This is a genomic window from Pristimantibacillus sp. Z349TD_6 (assembly GCF_056173205.1).
This window is the reverse complement of the sequence record NZ_CM149662.1, coordinates 1,587,818-1,610,000: the sequence shown is the minus strand read 5'-3', so window position 1 is coordinate 1,610,000 and position 22,183 is coordinate 1,587,818. Positions and strand designations below refer to the sequence as shown.

General features: G+C 43.6%; 18 protein-coding genes (1 of these 18 only partly in view). 1 reads left to right on the top strand and 17 read right to left on the bottom strand.

The genetic code is table 11. From position 1 onward, the window contains the following. Positions 1–161: the final stretch of a YgzB family protein gene (locus AC0VYE_RS06805; protein WP_076271895.1), read on the top strand. It extends 199 nt beyond the left edge of the window; only the last 161 of its 360 coding nucleotides appear in the window; its start codon lies off the left edge, out of view; it ends in the stop codon at positions 159–161. Between the two features lie 170 nt (positions 162–331). On the opposite strand, the gene AC0VYE_RS06800 is transcribed toward AC0VYE_RS06805, so the two are convergent. The 17 genes from AC0VYE_RS06800 to sigY form a co-directional block, all read right to left on the bottom strand. Next, positions 332–2,056 (bottom strand): glycosyl hydrolase family 18 protein, encoded by a 1,725-nt coding sequence (locus AC0VYE_RS06800; RefSeq protein ID WP_475449467.1) that lies wholly within the window; start codon positions 2,054–2,056, stop codon positions 332–334. Between the two features lie 117 nt (positions 2,057–2,173). Beyond that, positions 2,174–2,608, bottom strand: coding sequence for a peroxide-responsive transcriptional repressor PerR (gene perR / locus AC0VYE_RS06795; protein ID WP_076271893.1), 435 nt, complete (start codon positions 2,606–2,608; stop codon positions 2,174–2,176). 77 nt (positions 2,609–2,685) lie between these two features. Further along, positions 2,686–4,611, bottom strand: coding sequence for a DUF4097 family beta strand repeat-containing protein (locus AC0VYE_RS06790; RefSeq protein WP_475446907.1), 1,926 nt, complete (start codon positions 4,609–4,611; stop codon positions 2,686–2,688). Then, the gene (locus tag AC0VYE_RS06785; RefSeq protein WP_076271891.1) at positions 4,593–5,303 is read right to left on the bottom strand and encodes an MgtC/SapB family protein; all 711 of its coding nucleotides are present in this window, start codon (positions 5,301–5,303) and stop codon (positions 4,593–4,595) included. Before AC0VYE_RS06785 ends, AC0VYE_RS06790 begins: the two co-directional genes overlap by 19 nt. Positions 5,304–5,451: 148 nt before the next feature. After that, positions 5,452–6,891, bottom strand: coding sequence for an Asp-tRNA(Asn)/Glu-tRNA(Gln) amidotransferase subunit GatB (gatB, locus tag AC0VYE_RS06780; protein WP_076271890.1), 1,440 nt, complete (start codon positions 6,889–6,891; stop codon positions 5,452–5,454). A 36-nt stretch (positions 6,892–6,927) separates the two neighbouring features. Beyond that, positions 6,928–8,385 (bottom strand): Asp-tRNA(Asn)/Glu-tRNA(Gln) amidotransferase subunit GatA, encoded by a 1,458-nt coding sequence (gatA, locus tag AC0VYE_RS06775; protein WP_076271889.1) that lies wholly within the window; start codon positions 8,383–8,385, stop codon positions 6,928–6,930. 35 nt (positions 8,386–8,420) lie between these two features. Further along, complete coding sequence (gatC, locus tag AC0VYE_RS06770; protein WP_475446904.1) at positions 8,421–8,708, bottom strand: Asp-tRNA(Asn)/Glu-tRNA(Gln) amidotransferase subunit GatC; 288 nt, start codon at positions 8,706–8,708, stop codon at positions 8,421–8,423. A 266-nt stretch (positions 8,709–8,974) separates the two neighbouring features. Next, positions 8,975–13,966, bottom strand: coding sequence for an Ig-like domain-containing protein (locus tag AC0VYE_RS06765; RefSeq protein ID WP_475446902.1), 4,992 nt, complete (start codon positions 13,964–13,966; stop codon positions 8,975–8,977). 170 nt (positions 13,967–14,136) lie between these two features. Then, on the bottom strand, positions 14,137–15,243 hold the full coding sequence (locus AC0VYE_RS06760; protein ID WP_475449465.1) for a response regulator: 1,107 nt from the start codon (positions 15,241–15,243) through the stop codon (positions 14,137–14,139). 64 nt (positions 15,244–15,307) lie between these two features. Further along, positions 15,308–18,391, bottom strand: a complete 3,084-nt coding sequence (locus AC0VYE_RS06755) for a hybrid sensor histidine kinase/response regulator (protein ID WP_475446900.1) — start codon at positions 18,389–18,391, stop codon at positions 15,308–15,310. A gap of 147 nt (positions 18,392–18,538) precedes the next feature. Further along, complete coding sequence (locus tag AC0VYE_RS06750) at positions 18,539–18,922, bottom strand: ATPase (protein WP_339207439.1); 384 nt, start codon at positions 18,920–18,922, stop codon at positions 18,539–18,541. Positions 18,923–19,026: 104 nt separating this feature from the next. Next, the gene (locus tag AC0VYE_RS06745; protein WP_083682735.1) at positions 19,027–19,872 is read right to left on the bottom strand and encodes an ABC transporter permease; all 846 of its coding nucleotides are present in this window, start codon (positions 19,870–19,872) and stop codon (positions 19,027–19,029) included. Next, a complete protein-coding gene (locus tag AC0VYE_RS06740; RefSeq protein WP_475446897.1) occupies positions 19,869–20,819 on the bottom strand; it encodes an ABC transporter ATP-binding protein in 951 nt (316 codons plus the stop codon). The genes AC0VYE_RS06745 and AC0VYE_RS06740 overlap by 4 nt, the downstream gene beginning before the upstream one ends. Beyond that, positions 20,816–21,025, bottom strand: coding sequence for a PLD nuclease N-terminal domain-containing protein (locus tag AC0VYE_RS06735; RefSeq protein ID WP_339207436.1), 210 nt, complete (start codon positions 21,023–21,025; stop codon positions 20,816–20,818). Before AC0VYE_RS06735 ends, AC0VYE_RS06740 begins: the two co-directional genes overlap by 4 nt. Positions 21,026–21,065: 40 nt before the next feature. Beyond that, positions 21,066–21,287 (bottom strand): sigmaY antisigma factor component, encoded by a 222-nt coding sequence (locus tag AC0VYE_RS06730; protein WP_475446894.1) that lies wholly within the window; start codon positions 21,285–21,287, stop codon positions 21,066–21,068. Further along, positions 21,275–21,613 carry a YxlC family protein gene (locus tag AC0VYE_RS06725; protein ID WP_076271742.1) on the bottom strand — a complete coding sequence of 113 codons (339 nt, stop codon included), beginning with the start codon at positions 21,611–21,613 and terminating at the stop codon, positions 21,275–21,277. Before AC0VYE_RS06725 ends, AC0VYE_RS06730 begins: the two co-directional genes overlap by 13 nt. Beyond that, a complete protein-coding gene (sigY, locus tag AC0VYE_RS06720) occupies positions 21,600–22,133 on the bottom strand; it encodes an RNA polymerase sigma factor SigY (protein ID WP_076271743.1) in 534 nt (177 codons plus the stop codon). Before sigY ends, AC0VYE_RS06725 begins: the two co-directional genes overlap by 14 nt. Positions 22,134–22,183: the final 50 nt, after the last annotated feature.

Here is a 22,183-nt window from a genome sequence, read left to right as displayed (position 1 = left end):
GGGCTGGCATGATGTCAACAAGTGCCACAATGCTCCAGTGTCCAGAATGCTCGCGTCCAACCAAAATGCTTGGAAAAACAGATCGTTGTATGTATTGCAAAACGATACTTACGCTTGATCCTGCACAAGCAACAACTACTCCTTCTGAACAGCAAGTTTAACCTATAGTGAATATACGGTTGATTCTTTCTTAGGAAACAACCTTTATTCTACTAAGAAGGTAAAAAGCTAAGAAAACCAACTTTTGATCGCAGCATTACAAAAATAAGAAACGCCTCCTCCATGTCTTCACATGATAGGAGGCGTTTCTTATTTTGCATTTATAAATGAATTATGGCCTAATCTTGAGAGAATCGTCGATCGATTTCCAAATAGCTTCCGTTTGGAACGCACGCTGCCATGTTGCTACACCTGCTATATCATATTTACGTGCAAGCGCTACTCGAGCTTTAATGGATACCTCATCCTCAATCCATATTCGCATCAAATTTCCGTCTTCCTTATATTCCACGTAATTCTGACCTGCTTTTGCATCAAACACCGGCTTAAGTTTCTTAGTCGTAATAATCTCATTAACCTTCTTCATGCCTACTGCCTTTGAGGAAACGTCTATTTTACCGTCTTCCCCTTTTTTCTCAGTCCATATCCGGGTATACAGGGGCATGCTTAAAATAATTTTACTTGCTGGTACAGCATCCTCCTGCATAATACGAACAAGAGAACTCTCTGTCCAAGGCAGCGATGCTACCGAACCCGATTTTGGACTCGCAGCCCAATGCTCATCGTAAGCCATGACCATCATATAATCTACAACATTGCCAAGCGCTGCACGATCAAGAAACAGCGACCACATCTCACTATTCGACTTGGGCGTTACATCCACGGAGACAACCAAGCCTTGCTCATGTAAAAGCGGAGTCAGCTCCCGAACAAATTGCACAAAGTTAGCTTTATCCGACGTGTGTACATTTTCAAAATCTAAATTAATCCCTTGCAATCCATATACTTGAGCAAAGCCGATCAGCTGCTGTATCATCGAGAATCGCGTTTCCACTGACGCTAATGCCTTTGTCGTTCGATCAGGCTCGAAGCTATTGCTGAACAGCGCCCAAATCTGCATCCCTTGCTGATGTGCCCATTTTACATATGCGGGATCAGCCTTGCCTTTTATTGTTCCTTTGTCGTCGGCAAGTTCAAACCAGGTAGGACTAACAACATTTACTCCCTGCATCGGCGCTATTTTGGCAGTATCGATTTTCCGTTGATAAACAGCTTCCCATGTCATATTAATTTTATTGCCGAGCACCTTCCACGCAATAAATGGAGGCTCTGCCGCCTGCTCGGGCATTTTCTCAATAGAAGTAAGCTTCACATCTTTTTTATTCATAAAACCGATGATGCCTTCGCTGTTTTGGACAAGCAGCCAACCTTCCTGCTCTTTCCAAATTCTTATTGACTGTGATTGAGGAACTTTTTGAACAAAAGGCGCTCGAATCGTCGCTTCGGTTCGAATAGCTGCACCTTTCTCAGGAGTAGCCTCAGCAAGCTGAACCATGTCTCCTGCATTCAGCAGTGTTACTGTGCCTGTCTCTTTTACGAATTCTACTTTCAGCCCGTATAACTCCTCCAAAGGTTCTGCAGGAATATAGACCGTATCATTAGACGTTTCTGCAGTAATCGTTAGATCATATGGCTTTTGGTTGATAGTCGCCGTTAACGAATCCGTCTTGAGGTGAAGCACCTTATTGGCAGTTGTCAAAATGATTGAACCTGAATCTGGCTCATATCTTATAGGCTTGTCCGCTCCTAATACCTGCTCCAGCACCGAAAGCGGCAGCTTAACTTCATCATTTTCGATAATAGCTCCTTGCTCCGCTTCAACGCCTTGAATAAATATAGGATGCTCTGTCTTATAATGTGGATCTACCTTTTCGTTGTTAGGAATAAAGCGCATATATCCATACCAACAAAAGACAGCAATTACTCCTAACAAAAACAACAATATTATGCTCCGAACACCTCGGTTGCCTTTTCGGCGTGGCGCTCGGTTGTACATCGTTTCCAAGTCATCACTCTCCTGTAATGGTAGCCTCAAAATTCTATTCGACTATTAAAAAACGTGCAGATTAGCGTTGTATCGCTTCCCGGCACGTTCTTGTAGGCATAACGCCAATTATTTCGCTGATTTAGTATTGCAAGTCGAGCAAACACCGTAAATTTCCATCCGATGTCCTTCAACCACAAAACCTGTTACACGTGACGCTGCACGTTCTACCTCAAGCAGAGGTGGATAATTAAAATCGACGATTGAACCGCAATTTTTGCAAATGGCATGGTAATGATCGGATAAATCCGAATCAAACCGGCTTGAATCATCGCCATAAGTCAGCTCACGCACTAATCCAGCTTCTACAAATAAACGCAGATTGTTATATATGGTAGCTACGCTCATGCTCGGGTAAACTGGTGAGAGCGCTTTATAAATTTCATCTGCAGTCGGATGCGACATGGAGTCCATCAAGTAGCTTAATATGGCGTGACGTTGCGGGGTCATTCGGACGCCATTCATCTTCAGTTGCTCAAGTGCTAAGTTAACGCTGGCTCCCATTCCCCTCACGCCCTTCCTTAAAGTTATTAAAGCTATTGTACGTTCTTATTTAAGAGTTTGTCAATGAAAGCGCCTTTTTAGGATAGTCCAAATTGCTTAATTGCAATGCTGTTCGTAGCATTAATCTGAATCCTGAAAGTGCCGTCGCCTATAGTGCCTCTTATCGTTTTCTTGCTTACTTCAAGCGGCAGTTCGGACACAATATTACCGAAAGTTACCGATCCATACATCGTAAAATGAGCATTCGCCGGTATTGCAAGCTTTACCTCTCCGACGGAGCTATCGAGATCCCAATCTCCGCTAACTTCAGCACTGCTTAGTTCAATGTTCCCATTCAGCGTATCCGCTTTAACAGAACCGCCTGCACCGTCCATTTTGATTTTCCCGTTTTTTGTTTCTGCTTCAATGTTTCCATCAATCTGCTTGATCTCCAAACTGCCATTGAGTGTATTCGCATAAAGCTTACCTTCAATAGAATCTGCTGTAACCGTACCATTTTTTGTTTCTAGACTGGTATCACCGGTTATGCTTTTCACATTAATTCCGCCATTATTACCTTTGACGGAGATAGGACCTCTAATGTTGCTCACGGAAACAATTCCGCTATTGCTTCGCAGCTCAAGGCCGCCAGGCAGCGTCAAATTCATGACTTCAATTGAACCATTGCCTGATTCTACTTTCATCTTTAATACAGGCTTCTGTTCCTCAGTATTCTGAGGCAGTTGTTCAGATTGACCATTTAAGCCTACATCTGTATCCGTAGGCTGTTCCGTTGTGGACTGATCGTTCAAATCAGCATCAGGTGTTGACTCCGGAATTTCATCGTTATTCGCATCAATACCTTCCGCTCCTAAGGATAAAGGTGTTTCTGTAGGCTGTTGATCAACCTCAACCTGATCAGACAAAGACATTGGTACGGTAATGATCATATTCATTCTCGGTTTTCTGCTGCCGTTAGCGCCATAGGTTTGACCCTTCGCCTCTAACGTTACTTCAGCGCCTGGATTAATTTTGACGGTTGATTGCTCTGCGATCGCATCAGCCTCCGTTTTGCCTGGCACATCAACCCATACTGCGGTCAAAAGCTCTATTTCCTGCACATCGCCCGATCGAATGGTTACTTGCCCATTGGGATTAACAACACGAATGAGAGAAATCGCTTCATCTAAAGGAACCTTAATGATGGTCTTCTCATAATGAAATCCTTTCTCTTCTCCAAATTCTGCTGCCCCGTTCAAATCAACATTAAATTGATCCAGCCATCGATAAGGAATATCCGCGTATTGGGTCACAACGTAAGCGGTCAACGAAATCGCAACAGCGATCATCGCGCCTCCAACATCAAATCGAAGCTTTTTTTCTATGTCTTTAAACTTTATGCTGTATAGTATGATTTCTAAACCTAACAAGATAAAAATAACCGGCCACCATTGACCAAGCAATGAAATATCATTCCGTCCTTGAATTTGATCCCATAGAAGCAATCCTCCCACGACCAATACCAGTGCCGCTGCTGTAAAGCGTCCCAGCTTAAACATAGTAACTCTTCCTTTCCTTGAACGTGACAGCAGCAATATTGAAGCGATTATAATAATCGGGCCAACACATAACTCCGCTAGTTCATTCATCCAGGGTAAAATCGCTTGTGGAGGCTTCACTAAAATGAGCATGATGCTTCCCGCCGCCAAAAGTAAAATACCATGTGTGCGATTCAGTGCAACGGGGTTGTTATTATCGGCATCCGCGCTTTGCAAGGAATCAAACACGCTAATAAAATAAAAAATAGGAAGCATAATACCTAAATAAACGATCAACAGCAAATGTCTGCCGCCATCTGAATCGGCTAACCTTACAATCGCCGTCAAATCCAGCCAAAAGGCCGCAATTAACAGTAAGCCTTTCGGATGCTGTCCCGTATACATATGTCCCGCTCCTGGCATAGCAAATGCGAATAATACGGTGAGAAGTCTATTTTTTATTCGTTTTATTCTGAGCTGACCCAACGTACACCCTCCAAGTGCTTTATATTATCGAGGAGCACTAACAATGCTTCTGATTTAGGCAGTGTAATATACACCTGCAGCAAAATCTGCTCGCCTTCCTCTTCACCCTCGCATTCTTCCAGCAGCATTTTTCTCATGATGATTTTCCGATCAGTCAGTAGGCTATTTAATTCAAGCATAGCTTGAGATAAATTATTAGCTTTTATTTTGAGCAAGTGCTCCTTCTTTGCACTTATGTACCTTTTTTCCAGCTTATTAAACGCCCATAATGTAACAAGAACCATGATCGTTGCGGTAGCTGATGCAAAATAAAAGCCTGCTCCGACTGCTAATCCAATCGCTGAAACGACCCATAGCGATGCAGCTGTCGTTAAACCTGTTATTGATTTTCCGGTAAATAAAATAGTACCTGCACCTAGAAATCCAATGCCTGTAATAACTGCGGCTGCAAGACGCGCTGGGTCGACCCGTACGTTAGGCTCGTCGACAAAAGCTGAGAAACCGTACATGGATAGCAGCATCAACAAGCAAGAACCTAAACAAACTAAAATATTGGTTCGAAGTCCTGCAGCATGATTCGACTGTTCTCGTTCGAAGCCAATAAGTCCGCCCAATAGCAAAGCAAGCAGCAGTCTTAATAAAATATGAAGTTCACTAATATACCAAGGATTATGAAGTGTACTTAGCAGCATAAACAATCCCGACCTTTCTATATTCGCTATTGTAACATAATTGTATGCAGCGTATGGAGCTTACAGGTCTTCTGTCCAGAGTGATGTTCAAAAAGAAAGACGCGGTTCATCATGTTGATGAACCGCGTCTTTTTGCGTGCAACTGCTCTTATTTCAAGCGCTCTACAAGCAGCTTATTCACGAGTGCAGGATTTGCTTTCCCTCTTGACTCCTTCATAACCTGACCAACAAGGAAGCCAATTGCTTTATCTTTACCTGCTCTGTAATCTTCAACAGATTGCGGATTTGCTTCAACGATCTGGTTAACGATGGCTTGAATAGCGCCTTCGTCACTGATTTGAACGAGACCCTGTTCCTCTACAATCTGCTGTGGCAGCTTGCCTGAATCCAGCATCGCTTTAAATACCGTTTTGGCAATTTTACCGTTGATTGTGCCTTTCTCAAGCAGTCCAATCATTTCACCTAGGCCTTGTCCAGTAATCTTCACATCGGTAATTTCTTGACCGTTGGCATTCAAATAACCAAGCAAATCACCCATGATCCAGTTCGATACGGATTTGGCATCCTTCGTGTAGGAGAGGCTCTCCTCGAAGAAATCAGCAAGCTTCTTAGATGAAGTAATGACTTCAGCATCATAGGAAGGCAAGCTGTAATCAGCCGTATATCTCGCTTTGCGCGCATCAGGCAATTCTGGAATTGTCGCACGAATGCTTTGCTTCCATTCTTCACTAATATGAAGCTGTACCAGATCCGGGTCCGGGAAGTAGCGGTAATCGTGTGCTTCTTCTTTGCCGCGCATAGAGAAGGACTTACCAAGTGCATCGTCAAAACGACGAGTCTCCTGAATAACCTCACCGCCGCTGTCGAGAATTTCCGCTTGGCGGAACTGCTCATACTCAAGGCCGCGCTGAACGCCGCGGAAGGAGTTCATGTTCTTAAGCTCGGCACGCGTACCAAATTCCTTTTGCCCGTATGGACGAAGGCTTATGTTTGCATCACAGCGCAAGCTGCCCTCTTCCATCTTTACATCAGAAACGTCGCAATACTGCATGATGGCTTTGATTTTTTCGAGGTATGCTTTCGCTTCCTCAGGTGTACGAATATCAGGCTCTGATACGATCTCAATTAGCGGCGTACCTACACGGTTGAAATCGACAAGTGATGCATAACCGCCATCAACGTGAGTCAATTTGCCTGCATCCTCTTCAAGGTGCAGCCTTGTGATCCCAATTCGTTTCGTTTCTCCGCCCACTTCAATATCAATCCAGCCATGTTCACCGATCGGTTGATCGAATTGCGAAATCTGATACGCTTTTGGCGAATCGGGGTAAAAATAGTTTTTACGGTCAAACTTGCTGATATCTGCAATTTGACAGTTCAAAGCCATTGCCGCTTTCATTGCATATTCAACGGCTTGGCGATTCAATACCGGCAAAACGCCGGGATGTCCAAGGCATACTGGACAGGTATGGGTATTCGGCGGCGCGCCGAAAGCCGTAGAGCAGCCGCAAAAGATTTTACTGTTCGTATGCAGCTCCACATGGACTTCCAGCCCGACAACCGTCTCGTATTTGTTCGGTTCAGACATTCGTATCGATCCCTTCGTAAACGTATATAGGTCCGCTTATAGCTGCGGACGTTGTTTATGATGCTCTGTATGCTGCTCGAACGCATGAGCGGCGCGCAGCACCGTCGATTCGTCGAACGCTTTCCCGATAATTTGCAAGCCAATCGGCAAGCCATCTGCCGTTCCACAAGGAACGCTAATCGCAGGAACGCCAGCCAAGCTTACCGGTATCGTACAGATATCGTTTAAATACATCGTTAATGGATCTCCAACTTGCTCTCCAATTCGGAACGCAGGTGTCGGAGCCGTAGGTCCGATGATGAGATCATATTGGCTGAACACTTGGTCAAAGTCCTGCTTGATAAGTGTACGCACCTTCTGAGCTTTCAAATAATATGCGTCATAATAGCCAGAGCTTAGAGCATAGGTTCCAAGCATAATCCGGCGTTTTACTTCAGCGCCAAATCCTTCGCTGCGGGATTTCTTATACAAATCAATGAGATTTGCAGGATCTTCCGCACGTACACCGTAACGTACGCCGTCAAAACGAGCTAGATTTGACGATGCTTCCGAAGAAGCAAGCAAATAGTAAGTAGCGATGGCATACTCCGTATGAGGAAGTGATACCTCTTCCCAAGTCGCGCCCAGTGATTCGTATACTGCCAGCGCTTTAAGTACTGCTTCTTTCACACGCGGATCAATACCAGCTCCGAGGTATTCTTTAGGCACACCGATACGCAGACCTTTTACATCACCTGTAAGAGCTGCTGTGTAATCTGGAATATCCACATTCGCTGATGTAGAGTCGCTTGTGTCGTAACCAGCAATGGCTTGCAGCACAAATGCGGAATCTTCAACATTTTTGGTAAGCGGACCGATTTGGTCTAAAGAAGATGCAAAAGCAACAAGTCCAAAGCGTGATACTAGGCCATAAGTTGGTTTGAGGCCAACGATACCGCAATAAGCAGCTGGCTGACGAATAGAGCCGCCAGTGTCAGAGCCAAGTGAGAAATAAACTTGTCCAGCAGCAACTGAAGCTGCCGATCCGCCGCTTGAGCCGCCTGGAACATAATCCGTATTCCATGGATTGCGAGTTGGATAGAAGCTGGAGTTCTCGTTGGAACCGCCCATTGCAAATTCATCCATGTTCAGCTTGCCAATCGTTACCGACTGAGCTGCTTTCAGCTTGCGAACAACAGTGGCATCATAAATAGGATTGTAATTGCTTAAGAACTGACTCGCACAAGTGGTCAGTAGACCTTCAGTCACAATATTATCCTTAACACCCGCCGGCAATCCAAACAATAAACCTTGATCGCCGCCTTCTTGCAATTGCTTGTCCAGCTCGGAAGCCTGCAAGCGTGCATTCTCTTCATTTAATGTAATAAAAGCCTTAATAGCAGGCTCAGTTTCCGCAATTCTCGCAAATGATGCGCTAACCAGCTCAGAAACAGACAGTTCCTTATTGTTAAGCTTGTTATGTACATCCTGCAGGCGCAAATCAAACAGTGCCAACAGTAGTTCCTCCCTTCAAATTAAACCCATTCGTATTATTCAAGCACCGCAGGTACTTTAAATTGTCCATCTTCTTCATCAGGCGCATTTAGCAAAACCTTCTCGATCGGCAGCGACGGGCGTTTCTCATCCGCGCGCGTTACATTCGTTATAGGGAGCACATGGCTGGTTGGCTCAACATTTTCCGTGTCCAAGCCTTCAAGCTTTTCCGCATATTTCAAAATCGCATTGAGCTGCTCCGTAAACTGATCCTTCTCCGAATCGGTTAGCTCTAACCGCGCAAGTCTTGCTACATGGTCTACATCCTTAGGTGAAATGCTCATCAGGTATTCTTCCTTTCCTATTCCTGTAATCATTCTTCCTATTATATCGCACATACAGGGAGAACATCAATGTAAACGGCAAATCACTTCTTAATTTCCACATAAAAGAAACTGGATCTAAAGCAGAAGAGTTGGGCGTAAAAGCAATCGTTTATCAAACAAACAAAAGCAGCCTACTCTCACAACTTAAGCTGTTGTGAGGCAGGCTGCTTTTTTAGTTTTAGAGAATCAGGTTCTTACTGAAATGCTCTAGATGACCGTTAGCATTATTGCTCTTTAATCTCATGGTCGATGCTCGCAGTCTGAATATCTTCATATGCCCAGTGCTTCTGCGAAACGTCACTCCATTGTTGATCTGCTCCTGCTAGAGGAGATCTGCCCTGCTGTCTATTGAATATAACAACAGCCTCTGCTCTCGTAAGAACGCGATTTGGCGCAAATGTACCATCCTTATACCCGTTGAAAATTCCTGCTGCAGTACCCTGATCAATGGCCGTTTGCGCCCAGTGCCCATTAATGTCAGAGAAGCTTTTGCCACCAGTTTCAATATGCTCCATCAATCGATTAATAATAACAGCCATTTCCGCACGAGTAATCGTCTGATTTGGTTTGAAGCTGCCATCTGGATAACCCACCATCAAGCCCAATTTCGTTATGATTGCAATGTATTTTGTAGCCCAATGCTCAGCATCAACGCCCGTGCTGCTCACGGAAGATAATTCAGCTTCCTTGCCCAATATGCGCACAAGTATCGCTGCCATCTCAGCACGTGTAATCCCTTTCTCTGGCTTAAAGCTTCCGTCCTGATGACCAATAATATAAGCTTTTACTTCTTTGTGATCTGGAACTTCAACCGGATCAGGCTTATCAGGCTTTGGCGTCACGTTGCCGCCCGAGTTGTTGCCTGAATAACTGGATCTCGTTGGATCGAGCGGATAATAATCATCTTTATCATTGACACCATCTCTGTCCGTGTCTGGATCTTTTGGATTTGTACCTATTTTCGTTTCTTGCTCATCCGTCAAACCGTCGTTGTCATCGTCTGGATCAGTCGAATCTGGAATACCATCTCCATCTGTGTCCAGCTCACCGTTTACTGTACCCGGCTTAGCTGCATCCGTTGGAAATGGATCGTCTTTATCGTTAATTCCATCCTTGTCGGTGTCTGGATCTTTTGGATTTGTACCTATTTTCGCTTCTTGCTCATCCGTCAAACCGTCGTTGTCGTCGTCTGGATCAGTCGAATCTGGAATACCATCTCCATCTGTGTCCAGCTCACCGTTTACTGTACCCGGCTTAGCTGCATCCGTTGGAAATGGATCGTCTTTATCGTTAATTCCATCCTTGTCGGTGTCTGGATCTTTTGGATTTGTACCTATTTTCGCTTCTTGCTCATCCGTCAAACCGTCGTTGTCGTCGTCTGGATCAGTCGAATCTGGAATACCGTCTCCGTCTGTATCCAGCTCACCGTTTGCTGTACCCGGCTTAGCTGCATCCGTTGGAAATGGATCGTCTTTATCGTTAATTCCATCCTTGTCGGTGTCTGGATCTTTTGGATTTGTACCTATTTTCGTTTCTTGCTCATCCGTCAAACCGTCGTTGTCATCGTCTGGATCAGTCGAATCTGGAATACCATCTCCATCTGTGTCCAGCTCACCGTTTACTGTACCCGGTTTAGCTGCATCCGTTGGGAATGGATCATCTTTATCATTAATTCCATCCTTGTCGGTATCTGGATCTTTTGGATTTGTACCTATTTTCGCTTCTTGCTCATCCGTCAAACCGTCGTTGTCATCGTCTGGATCAGTCGAATCTGGTATTCCATCTCCGTCTGTATCCAGCTCACCGTTTGCTGTACCCGGCTTAGCTGCATTCGTTGGGAATGGATCATCTTTATCATTGATTCCATCTTTGTCGGTGTCTGGATCTTTGGGATTTGTACCTATTTTCGCTTCTTGCTCATCCGTCAATCCATCGTTGTCATCGTCTGGATCAGTCGAATCTGGTATGCCATCTCCGTCTGTATCCAGCTCACCGTTTGCTGTACCCGGCTTAGCTGCATCCGTTGGGAATGGATCATCTTTATCATTGATTCCATCCTTGTCGGTATCTGGATCTTTTGGATTTGTACCTATTTTCGCTTCTTGCTCATCCGTCAAACCGTCGTTGTCATCATCTGGATCAATGGAGTCTGGAATACCATCTCCGTCTGTATCCAGTTCCAAATCTGACTCCGTGGTAAAGGTCCATACTAATTTATCAGAAATACCCGCATAGCTGTTTCCGTCTTTATCCTTCAAAGCTCCTGCTGCAATTAGGACGTAATATTCTGTACCTGGCTCCAAATATTCGACCATAGACCCATTGCCTGGTTGTGGAATCATCGGAGGATTAATCGTTACTGTGCTTCCCGATATCTCGACTCCCATTTCTCCGAAATTCACTTTGTGCACAACGCTATTGTCAGACTTCTTTCTAATTTCAAAGCTCTTGCCGTTTACTCCCTGAACATTTGTACTAAATGTCAGTTTCAGAGGTGTACTCTGAGATACATCATTTGACCCACCGGCAGGTGAGTATGCTACAACCTTCAGATCATTTTTTTCAGGTGCAGCACCTGTAGTAAAATTCCAAGTTGTCTTGTCCGCAATGCCTGCGTATAGTGCGCTGCTGGTCGTGCTTTTCAGTGCTCCCTCTTCGATTTGAACATAATAAGCAGTATTGTAATCCAAATAATTCCCAGGTGCATCCGGTACCGTTAGGTAAGGATTTATTTTCACTTTATTACCCGATACACTTACATCGCTTATGCTGCTAATTTCAAAAGTATGAGCAATGCTGTCATCGGATTGTTTTTTGATAAAAATCTTTTTACCCGGAATCACTTGTACATTCTCGCTAAAAGTTAGCAACAAATCAGAGTTAGTGGCAACTGCTGAAGCATCATCAACAGGCGATAAAGACGTGACAGTTAGTGGCGAAACACTCTTTGCTGTCTTGAAGCTCCAGATCGTCTTTCCTGTAATGCCCTTATACGTATTGCCAGCTTTGTCCTTAAAGGCTCCATCATCAATCAGAACGTAATAGCCCGTATCGTTAGCTAATTTAGCTGACAATTTAATGGTCGCCTTAGTTCCTGCTAGTGTCAATTTTGCAGTATCGTTAGCTGCAATGGTTTCAACAACACTATCATCACTTGCTTTGCGGATGCTAATGTTTTTGCCTGCCATCGCTTCCACGATCTCACTGAAAGTCAGCTGTAAGCTCGCATCTGCCGCCACATCAAGAGCATTATTCGCTGGTGAATATCCAGTAGCTATAGGCGCAGTTGTGTCTGGTGCAGCTTCTGTTTTAAAGAACCATATCTTCCCTGGCTCGCCCATATACATTACGTTTTCGTTCATTAATTGAATGTATTGGAACATGCCATCAAAATCATTATTGTATATGTCCTGAAACGCACCTTTATCCATGAGGATATAATAATAGGTATTGTTTTTCATATTTTTCGTCGGATTTATGGTAACTTTGTTCCCAGAAATCGTTATTTTGCTCGTATCTGTTGAAGATATTTCTTCTAGCAAAATGGGAGCACTTGGATTTGTTCCATCTGGTGTGGCTCTGCCCGGTTCAAAAATCTTTATTTTCTTGCCTGTTCCAGCCTTCACATTTTCGTTGAACGTTAATGTCATGTCCGTACTGATGGAAACATCCACAGCAGCTTTCGCTGGAACAAATGTTGTCGCCACCGGTCCGACAGTATCTGCTGCCTTACCCGTTTTGAAATTCCATGATTCAATATCTGTATCCTGTACTTGACCATCATGAATTTCGACATCAGCTGATAATCCAGCATAGCCGTTCCCTGCAATATCCGTAAAAGTAGATGGTTCAATCTTCACAAAATAATTCGTCTGATATTCCAGATCCGCTTCTGGATTAATCGTTGCAACATTGTCCAAGACTGTTACCTTTGTCGAATCTCCTGCATCAATTGTTTCTACTAACGTTGCATCGCTTATTAAGATCGGATAATCAGGTCCGTTGATCATTGATAATTCCCGTGGTTTCCAAATCGTTATCTTTTTACCCGCCAGTACCTTTACTTTTTCATCAAACGTTAATTTAAGATTAGCATCCACACCAACATTTTGTGCACCTTTAACTGGAGTTAGTGCTGTCACAACAGGGGCTTGATTATCAACTGGCTCTGACGGTTCAGAAGGTTCAGCATCCAACGCAACAGCAACAGGAACCATAAAGGTTCCGACCATAAAAGGTCCCGCACTGAGCTCAATTGTTTTGTCGACCATATTTGTCGTTGTATTAATAACACTCATATTGCTAGAGCCATAATTAATCGTGTACGCTTGAAGACCATCTTTGGAAACGCCGATGACGTAAGGGTTAGCATCAACATTTATGGTAGCATCCACTTTAAGGGTTGCCGCATTGATTACTGACACAGAGTCATTATAGCCATGTGCTGCAAATATCTTACTGCCATCAGGACTAACTTCTGTTGCAGTCGTCTTGCTGCCAACCGGTATATCCGCTTCGTGAGTTTTTGAACTCGTATCAATTATGTTTACGAAATTAGTTACTAAGTTAGCCACATAAACCTTTGTGCCTGAGGGATTAACCGAGAGTCCGTAAAGTTCCCCCTCAATGGTAATTTCCTTCACAACTGTTTCGCTTATTATATCTATAATCGTAAGTTTTCCGGTTCTACTAGTAACATAAAGATCATTCCCAACCAATGCCATCGCTATAGGCGTAGCTACGGATATTTTTTTCTCCTCTACAAGCGAGGCTGTATTTATAACTGAAATCGAGCTTCCTGAGTCATTTGCCACATAAGCTTTACTTCCATCCTTATTAAAGGCAACGCCATGAGGCTGAACTCCAACTGGTATGGTCGCGATTACCTCATCCTTCGCCGGATCAATAACCGAGACTGTATTGCTTGCTCTGTTGGTTATGAACACCTGCTTCTGATTGGGGTTGATCGCAGCGCTGTTCGGTTGACTTCCTACCGTGATTTTAGCCTTTTCTACAGTCAGATCCGATAGATTAACAACATCGACAGTACCATTGATAAAGCTTGTAATATACGCTTTTTTAAATACAGAAACTTCTCCAGCTCCAGCCGCCTTTACCTTTCTCCCATCCTCCATAAACAATGACGAGCATAGATTGACCATCAGCGCGAATAAAACAATACTGATTATCTTCTTGGACTTTACTAAACTAAGCATATTTTTGACCTCTCTCCCACCGTGTGATTGGCTATTACCATGTTTGGAAGAATCTTATCAATTAGAACTCAACAAAATCTCACAATTCGTCACAACATGTCGAAAAAACAAAAAAAAGAACAGAGGACGTTCCTCTGCTCTAATGGTTTATAACAAGATTTTTGATGGATCTAGAACGTAGATAACCTGCTCTTCATATCCAAAGACGGCTCTATTCCAAGCTCTTCGCGGCTGGCCCTCTCATATTTCGTATATAGTCGAAGCATCTTGTCTCTGTTCCCTTGTCTCTCATAAATATCGATCATAAGCTGATTCATCTCTTCATGAAGCGGATAAACAGCCAAATATTTATCGAGGCGCTGCTCCGCTTGATTCCAGTCATTCGATAATAAATCATCTTCGACTAGCTTTTTGGTCATCGTGGAGTATTGTTTAAAATAAGCTTCCTCCAGTGGTATTTTCCATAGATAGGTTTTCCCATCCAGCAGCGGCCCTTGAAACAGCGCACATAAATACTCCATTTGCTCCCTATCCAGCTTCCCCTCGGCAAAAGAGACATTTGAGCGTTGGAACGCTAGCGCATCATACATTTGGTTTCCCGTTTCCATCATGTAGCCATCATTCATTTTGCGTATGCTCATGCCGAGTTCATTTTCTTTCAATATTTTTTTCATAAGATAAATTGTATTGTATAGATTGGAAGAGCTTCTCTCCTCCGGCATATCCGGCCACAACAAATCCATTACCTGCCATTTGCTAATATTGCGTCCCGAATGACACAGAAAATAGGCAAACAGCTCCTCTGCCCTGCGTGTCCGAAAATGTACAGGAACCCCTTCCGAATTGCGAACCTCGAACCCACCAAAGCATTGGATCATAGATAAATCCTTTTGAGGGATGACCATTGTAGTTGAGCGCTGCCGATTAACTAAACGTTCTGTCACCCGTTCAATTGTTGAAGGTGTTACTGGCTTTAAAATATAATCAATCGCTTCTACTCCAAACGCGTCCAGAGCATAGTTCTTGTAAGCAGTTGTAAAAACAATTTCTGTCTGTATCGTTAACGCTCGCACTTTCCGTGCAAGCTCAAGCCCATTCATCTTAGGCATCTCCACATCTATGAAAGCTACGTCGGGCTTAATGTCTTCCATCTTCTCTAGCGCTTCAATAGGATTAGTGAAAGCTCCCACAATGGTGTAATTAGTATTCCGTCCTAAAATAACCTTCATCAATTCCAATATCGGCTTCTCATCTTCAATAATGACAGCCCGAAACATAATCTTCACCCCTTTAATCCTTCATCCAAACTATCGTCCAAGTGTTGCGTCATGATTATTCACCCTATACGATACCATAAGGCAAATACATCGTTATCTTTGTTCCGCTCCCTTGCTCTGAATGAACGGTGAATGCAGCACCAGAAATGGCCTCTAGCCGCTTTCGAATATTAGCGATAGCAATGCCCCCATCCCGCTTCTCTCCGCTCGTTATTTGACTAAGCAGAATATCCGACATTCCAACACCATCGTCCTCGACGGTTACTTGTATATAGCCATGCCCTTCATTAATCTTTAATGAAACAGTGCCCTCTCCCTCTTTATCAAACAATCCGTGACGGATCGCATTCTCAACAAAAGGCTGTATGCATAAAGAAGGAATCTCTACATCTTGAAGACCTTCATCTACATGAGAGATAAAAGTAAACCGCTCTCCAAACCTAGCCTTTTCGATCTCAACATAGGCATGAATCAATTCAAGCTCACGGTCTAGAGGAACGACTAAATTAGATCGATCCGTATCTAAAATGTAGCGTATATATTGACTGAGCATAGACAATAAATAGGCTGCTTTTTCTCCATCAGTATAACAGAAGGAAATAACGCTGCTTAACGCGTTGAACAAAAAATGAGGCTTAATTTGAGCCTGATGAAAAGCTAGCTCATTTTGAATGGCCTCCTGAATGGAGGTTTTCATTGCAATCAATGTTTGGATTCTAGCAAGCAGCGTCTCACCATCAAATGGCTTCGTTATATAATCATTAGCACCTGCCCTGAAACCTAACGCAATATCTGCAGGTGTGTCCTTAACAGTCGCGAAAAGAATGGGCAAATCTAGAATAGAATAGCGGCCTCGCAGTGTACGGCATAGTTCAATACCAGAAGTACCCGGCATCATGACATCTAAAATAACAAGATCCACACGAGGATGCTCGTCCATCTTGAACATCGCTTCTTTAGCCGAAAATGCTGTAATCACATTGTATCGATGCTGCTTTAATATATGTAATAAGCTATAAATATTGGAGGCCTCGTCATCCACTATTAAAATGGTATGATCATGATAGCCTATAACGTCGAGCGAGGCGTGATCAGCTGTCACTCGCTGCACCATTTCATTTTCTGAGGATGCCGAAGCTTCCCGATAGCCTTGAATATCTAAAGCCCTAGGCAGTGTAAAAAGCATACGAGTTCCTTCACCGATCTCGGACCAATCCACTCGAATTTCGCCGTCCATTCGCTCAACCAGCTTGCGGCTAATGTACAGACCAACTCCCATTCCCATATAACCATCCGTCGGAAGCGTTTCTTCCAGCTGCTCAAAATATTCAAAAACCTTCAAAAATTTATTGCTTGGAATTCCTTTTCCCGTATCCTCAACAGTGATAGCTACCCTACTATTGTCCAACAACCTCGAATTAACCCTTATCCAGCCATTCTCTGTATGCCTGATTGCGTTATAAATCAGATTATAGAGCACCTGTCTAAGTCTGCTTTCGTCTGCAACTACCCAAATATCCACTTCCACCTGATTGTCTAATCGCACCGACTTCCCAGCTAGCTCGAATTGCAGCACATCAAATACGATCTGGACGGCTACTCGCAAATCCACCACTGACATATGCAGCCTTAATTCTCCATGCTTCAAGCGGCTTACATCAATTAAGTCATGAATTAACATAGATAGCTTAGTGGAAGTATCCTTGATTAACCAAAGATTTTGTTTTTGCTTTGGCTGCAAATTATGATCCTCATCCTCAAGCAAATGAGCCGTCATGTTCATAATACCGTGCAGAGGTGTTTTGATCTCATGAGAGGTACTCATTAAAAACTCATCCTTCAGTTGATTGGAAACGAGCAATTGACGGGAGAGTATTTCAGTTTTCTCATAGGCATTCGAGAATCTTACAGCGAGCAAAATATTGATAATGACAATAAATCCGATAATACCGAATGTTCCCACTAAATTAGTGTCAACGACATTCGTCGAGTAGAGACCATCGTATATGAGAAAAACCATCAAAGAAACGCCGCTCCCAATGAACAGAAGCCATTCTTTCCCTTCAGACGAAGTACTCTCACTGCGTATGTAAAATACAACCATTTTCAAAATGATATAGGAGACCAACAGCCCTAAATAATATAAAGTTAAACCTTTTACATTAATGTGAACGCTGTACGGCAGCAGCAAAACAGCAGCAATATAAAGGATAAATGGCGTTTGAAACAGCTTTATGTTTCTCGGCGACAATAACCTTGCATCAAATGAACAAAAAAATATAATAATGACCATAGCACTTAAAACTTGGCTCAAATCAAGCAGCTTATAAGTGATGTCGAATGGAATGTTCGGAAGCAGCTGTTGAAATATTTTCTCACCATTCATTGAACGCTCTAAAGACAAGATTAGAAGGTACAACCCGCTAAGCAAGTAAGCTTTATTCCTTCGCCCAAGATAATAAAAGATAAGATGATACGCCCCGAACATACCCATAATTAAAACAAGTCCAATGCCTATGCCTAGCTGTCTGCCATTCATCTTGCTAATATCATAATCCAATCCGAACGAAATCGAATTGACGATCCCCCCAGTGACAAACTCATAATTGGATACCTGAATGACAAGCTCAACTTCCTTCGTTTCCGTTTGAAAAAAAGCGCTAGAAGGCGTATTTCCAGGTTTGTTCAATTTTTTGCTCAAGGATGGTTGTCCACTTTCACTTTCCAATTTGCCATTAATAAATAACCGATGAGCCATTCGGATACTTCTTGTTTTCAGACCCAAACCTTCGTTTTCATCTTGGAGCAGAACCTTTAGACGATAGGTCCCAAAGCCTTTTCGAGCCATACCTCCTTTAGCGTTTTTCCCTGTCCAAGTAGCAGGTACCGATAAATAAGAAATTCCCGAATTATGTAGGTGAAAATCGGCAGGCGTAAGCAGCTGTCCTTCGTAAAATTCCCATTCACCATCAAGAAAAACAGGGCCATCCTGCTCAAGGCTCCAATTAGACAAATCCAGCACTCCCCGCTTTGCTTGCGGCAAGTCCCGGTTAGATTGCGTTAATACCTGCAGGCTGGCTGTCAATAAGATTGTAATGAGTAGAAATACTGCTATTTTGATCAATCTTCCAACACTCTCTCTGTGCAATGCAGCAGCCCCTTCCACGGTTCATAACATTTCGTCCATTTTATCACCACAAGCTCACATAAATCTCTATAATTTTAGGCAAAAAAAAGACTGTTCCGCGGTCACCAAAGTGACTTACAGGACAGTCCAATGCTCAAAGCTATTCTTTTAAATCCAAGCCTTTAAATTAACCTGACGAATAAAGTCCGCTGGGCTAAGCGTCTCCGTAGCCGTGCTCTCTGGCTCCGCTTCCGTTTCTTCTTCGCCGTTCATAATTCGTTTAAACAATTCTTCATTATGTGTAGCAAGAGCAAAATCAATTAAAGCCTCACGTTCAATGCGGTCAACCTCATCTTGAATGAGTACCTCTTCAAGTTCTACATCTTCATCAGGAATAAGGAAATTACGATTCGCAGAGGGTACTCTGAGCACGTAATCAAATACATTATCCGCATTGCGGTCGTAAGCTATAATATAACCATGTTCCCCGATGGGCAGGTTTTGTTCATATTGGTCAGCCACAATGACGACCTTTGTGCCTAGCTGTAGCATCGTCCTCAACTCCTGTTTCTTCGCCGCTGATTCTTTCACTACTATCCTACTAAAAAATGATAGCGGTGTCCAATCGAAGAGAGTTGATAGACGGATTAATTACATTATTCAACAGCTGAACTTCTGCGAAGAACGGTTGCTGATAAGCTAATACACGCTGCAATACATAATATCGTAATCAGAATCGACCACCCGAATCGACTATTATTTTCTATACCTGATACCGCGGCTTGATAGGCAAAACCGCTTAATGCGCCTGGACTCCACCCCAGTACCTTAGGAAACAGCCCCGTCAAAATGGATAAGATGACAGCTCCCCCCAATGCCGAGAACGCCGCAGCCGCCGGACTCCGAAGCAGCGAGCTGAAAAGGAGCGTAATCGTTGCTACAAAGGTGAGCCATAAACCGTAGATAAGCAAGCTGTTAAACACCTTATCCATTGGAGCATCGCCGATCAACAAGTCTGTATAGTACCAAGAAGCAAGATATCCCGCTATAAATGAGCCCCAAGTAAGCAAAACGATAGCTGTCCATTTGGAGCAGATGTAGGATAATACCGAAATCGGCTTTACAAGAATAAGTGATGCTGAGCCGTTGATACGCTCACCAGACACTGTCCCCATACAAACGAGCACGAGAACAAGAACCCCTAGTGTGCCAAATTGCTGCAGTGTTTGTGCAAGAACCTCAGTACCGAGCGGCGTAGGGATTTCGATAACCGTTCCCTCTGGCAAACTTCCTGCCTTCTCCAATATGACAGGCATGAAATAGGTTGATACCGGCTGCATTATACCGAGCAATATAAATACTAATGGCACCCATAGCAGCTTAAAGCTTCGCAAAAGTTCGAGAAGCTCCTTTTGAACCATAACCATGTATCGAGTAAAGCTTGACGTTCCAGCTGAAGGAACAGTAACTGTCTGTAAACGACTCATTTCTTTTGTACTCATGCAGTCACCACCCTCATAAATAAATCCTCCAATGATGAATGACCAATCTCCAATTTGCTTACCTTAATTTGTTCTCTCGTCAATTCTTCAAGCAAAATCCGCCTAGCTGCATCCACTTCGTTTACAGTAAATCGTGCAATGCCATTGAGCAATTGAACATCTTGAAAGGGACTAGTTTTGCTGCTATTCGTAAGGGCTGGCTGGATACGCTCTACATAAGAGGATAACCAGCGTTCTGAATTTGCATCACGTTCAATCTGAAGCTCAATAATCGGTTTGCGATGCTCATTGCGAATCTTCTCAATCGCTCCTTGCAGCGCAACTTTCCCATTCCGAATAATAATGACATCATCACACAGTTCCTCGGCATCATGTAGAACATGAGTCGAAAAAAGCACCGTCGTCTCCCGCTTCAGCTCACGCAGCAATTCAAGCACCTCTCTGCGTCCAATCGGATCAAGCGCTGAAACCGGCTCATCCATAACAAGCAGCTTAGGCTGATGGACAAGCGCTTGAGCCAGACCTAAGCGCTGCTTCATGCCTCCGGAATAGGAGCCTATTCTCCGCTTCGCAGCAGAGGAAATCCCGACACGCTCCAGCAACTCTTTGGCTCGTTTTTTGGACTCTGCAGCGCTGAGACCGCATAATCTCCCTGCATATATCACATATTCCATTCCAGTCATCCAATTATAGAACGACGGTGATTGCGGCAAGTATCCAATCAACTCACGATGATTGCCTGCTTGAGCAGATCCCATAAAATCCATATGTCCTGCGGTCTGCTTAAGCAGACCTGTAATCATCTTAATTGTTGTCGTTTTCCCTGCTCCGTTCGGCCCTAGAAGGGCAACACAGTGGCCTGTCGCAATCGAAAAATCAATTCCAGCTACTGCATCAACTGTGCCGAACGTTTTTGTGAGTCCCTTCACCTGAAGCAATGCGCTCATCTTTCATTCCTCCTTCCAGCAATAAAGAAGGCGATCGGGCCAAAAATATTTACAAATATAATAATTAAAACCCACATCAGCTTAGGACCGCGTGTACTCTCCGCCTTAGCGCACAATACCAATGCAATCACCATTAAGATCAATTGAATAACGATTATTGGTGCAATGATAGGTAATATATCCGATAATTCGATTTGATTATTCATTATAAAGCCCCCCTAGTTCGTTTTTTAGAAAATGATCAGGCTATTCTTTTCCTTTTCCACGGCGACGTGGAAACCATCCGCTCCGCACAAAAATAAAATAAAAGAGAAGCGGCATCGGCGCCTGAATCAACCCCCATAACCCCCAAAACCAAGGCATACTGTCCCTTTTACGAGCATCAATGAACAGCCACGTTGATTGTGCGATCAAAGCAGAGATAAGCAAAATCCATCCCCAAATCGGTATGATCTTCAGCTCTTCCATGTTCGCACCTTCCTCGGACCAAACGTTATGCCAACAAAACCTATGCCTCCAACGGCAATGACCACTTGAAGCACAGCGAACCATACCAAGTTACGATCCAACATCCACATCATCATTCCAAAAATCAAACAAGCTAACAGCCAAAAAATCAAAAGATCCTTCCATAGCTTTCTTTTCATTTGCTGCTTATGCGCATCCACCATGTCCTCGAATCTTTGCAGCTCTGGAACATGCGGTGCATGAATAACATCAAATCGATTTAATGTCTCTTGCAGTTGATCGTCGAACCACTTCTGATCCTCTATGTCCTCTTTAAGCTTCTTCATGCTCCGTTAGCTCCTTCCGCAGCTGCTTCAACCCATTATGCAGCCTTGATTTTACTGTCCCTACTGGGATATCCAGCATCGAGGAAATTTCCTCTTGTGAGTAGCCGTAATAATATTTCAACAATACCGGTATTCGAGTATCGCTATTCAGATCACCTAATGCTTGAAGCGCCTCAGGCCATTCATCTCCTCGCTGCAAAGTATTGTAGCGAATGGACCTGAGCGACTGCTCCTCTTGCACCCAATGCTTTTCAAGCTCGTTTCGACGAATGCGATCAACAACGAGTCTTGATGCTATCGTTATAAGCCAAGTAGAAAATTTGGCTTTATTCTGAAAGGTCGCTATTTTTTCAATCGCTTTAAGCATCGTTTCCTGTGTGACATCCTCCGCACGTGTTTTGTTCATCGTTACTTTAAGTGCGTATTGATACAGAAATGAATAATTTTGTCGCAGCAGTTCAGAGAGCGCTCGCGAATCACCGCGAACTGCTTGCTTAATTAGCTTCGTCTCGTCATGCACGAGCGCGCAACCTCCTCTTTTTCATTCACTTGTAGCTTAGACGGTTCACT

Bases quoted from the DNA above. Each gene is read 5' to 3' on its own strand.
- gatC (WP_475446904.1), bottom strand. From the start codon at position 8,708: ATGAGCATTTCACCTAAGGATGTAGACCATGTAGCAAGACTTGCGCGG.
- AC0VYE_RS06785 (WP_076271891.1), bottom strand. From the start codon at position 5,303: ATGCTGCTAAGTACACTTCATAATCCTTGGTATATTAGTGAACTTCAT.
- AC0VYE_RS06765 (WP_475446902.1), bottom strand. From the start codon at position 13,966: ATGCTTAGTTTAGTAAAGTCCAAGAAGATAATCAGTATTGTTTTATTC.
- perR (WP_076271893.1), bottom strand. From the start codon at position 2,608: ATGGGAGCCAGCGTTAACTTAGCACTTGAGCAACTGAAGATGAATGGC.
- AC0VYE_RS06725 (WP_076271742.1), bottom strand. From the start codon at position 21,613: ATGAAGAAGCTTAAAGAGGACATAGAGGATCAGAAGTGGTTCGACGAT.
- AC0VYE_RS06745 (WP_083682735.1), bottom strand. From the start codon at position 19,872: ATGAGTACAAAAGAAATGAGTCGTTTACAGACAGTTACTGTTCCTTCA.
- AC0VYE_RS06800 (WP_475449467.1), bottom strand. From the start codon at position 2,056: ATGTACAACCGAGCGCCACGCCGAAAAGGCAACCGAGGTGTTCGGAGC.
- AC0VYE_RS06730 (WP_475446894.1), bottom strand. From the start codon at position 21,287: ATGGAAGAGCTGAAGATCATACCGATTTGGGGATGGATTTTGCTTATC.
- AC0VYE_RS06735 (WP_339207436.1), bottom strand. From the start codon at position 21,025: ATGAATAATCAAATCGAATTATCGGATATATTACCTATCATTGCACCA.
- AC0VYE_RS06740 (WP_475446897.1), bottom strand. From the start codon at position 20,819: ATGAGCGCATTGCTTCAGGTGAAGGGACTCACAAAAACGTTCGGCACA.
- gatB (WP_076271890.1), bottom strand. From the start codon at position 6,891: ATGTCTGAACCGAACAAATACGAGACGGTTGTCGGGCTGGAAGTCCAT.
- AC0VYE_RS06750 (WP_339207439.1), bottom strand. From the start codon at position 18,922: ATGCTACAGCTAGGCACAAAGGTCGTCATTGTGGCTGACCAATATGAA.
- AC0VYE_RS06760 (WP_475449465.1), bottom strand. From the start codon at position 15,243: ATGTTTCGGGCTGTCATTATTGAAGATGAGAAGCCGATATTGGAATTG.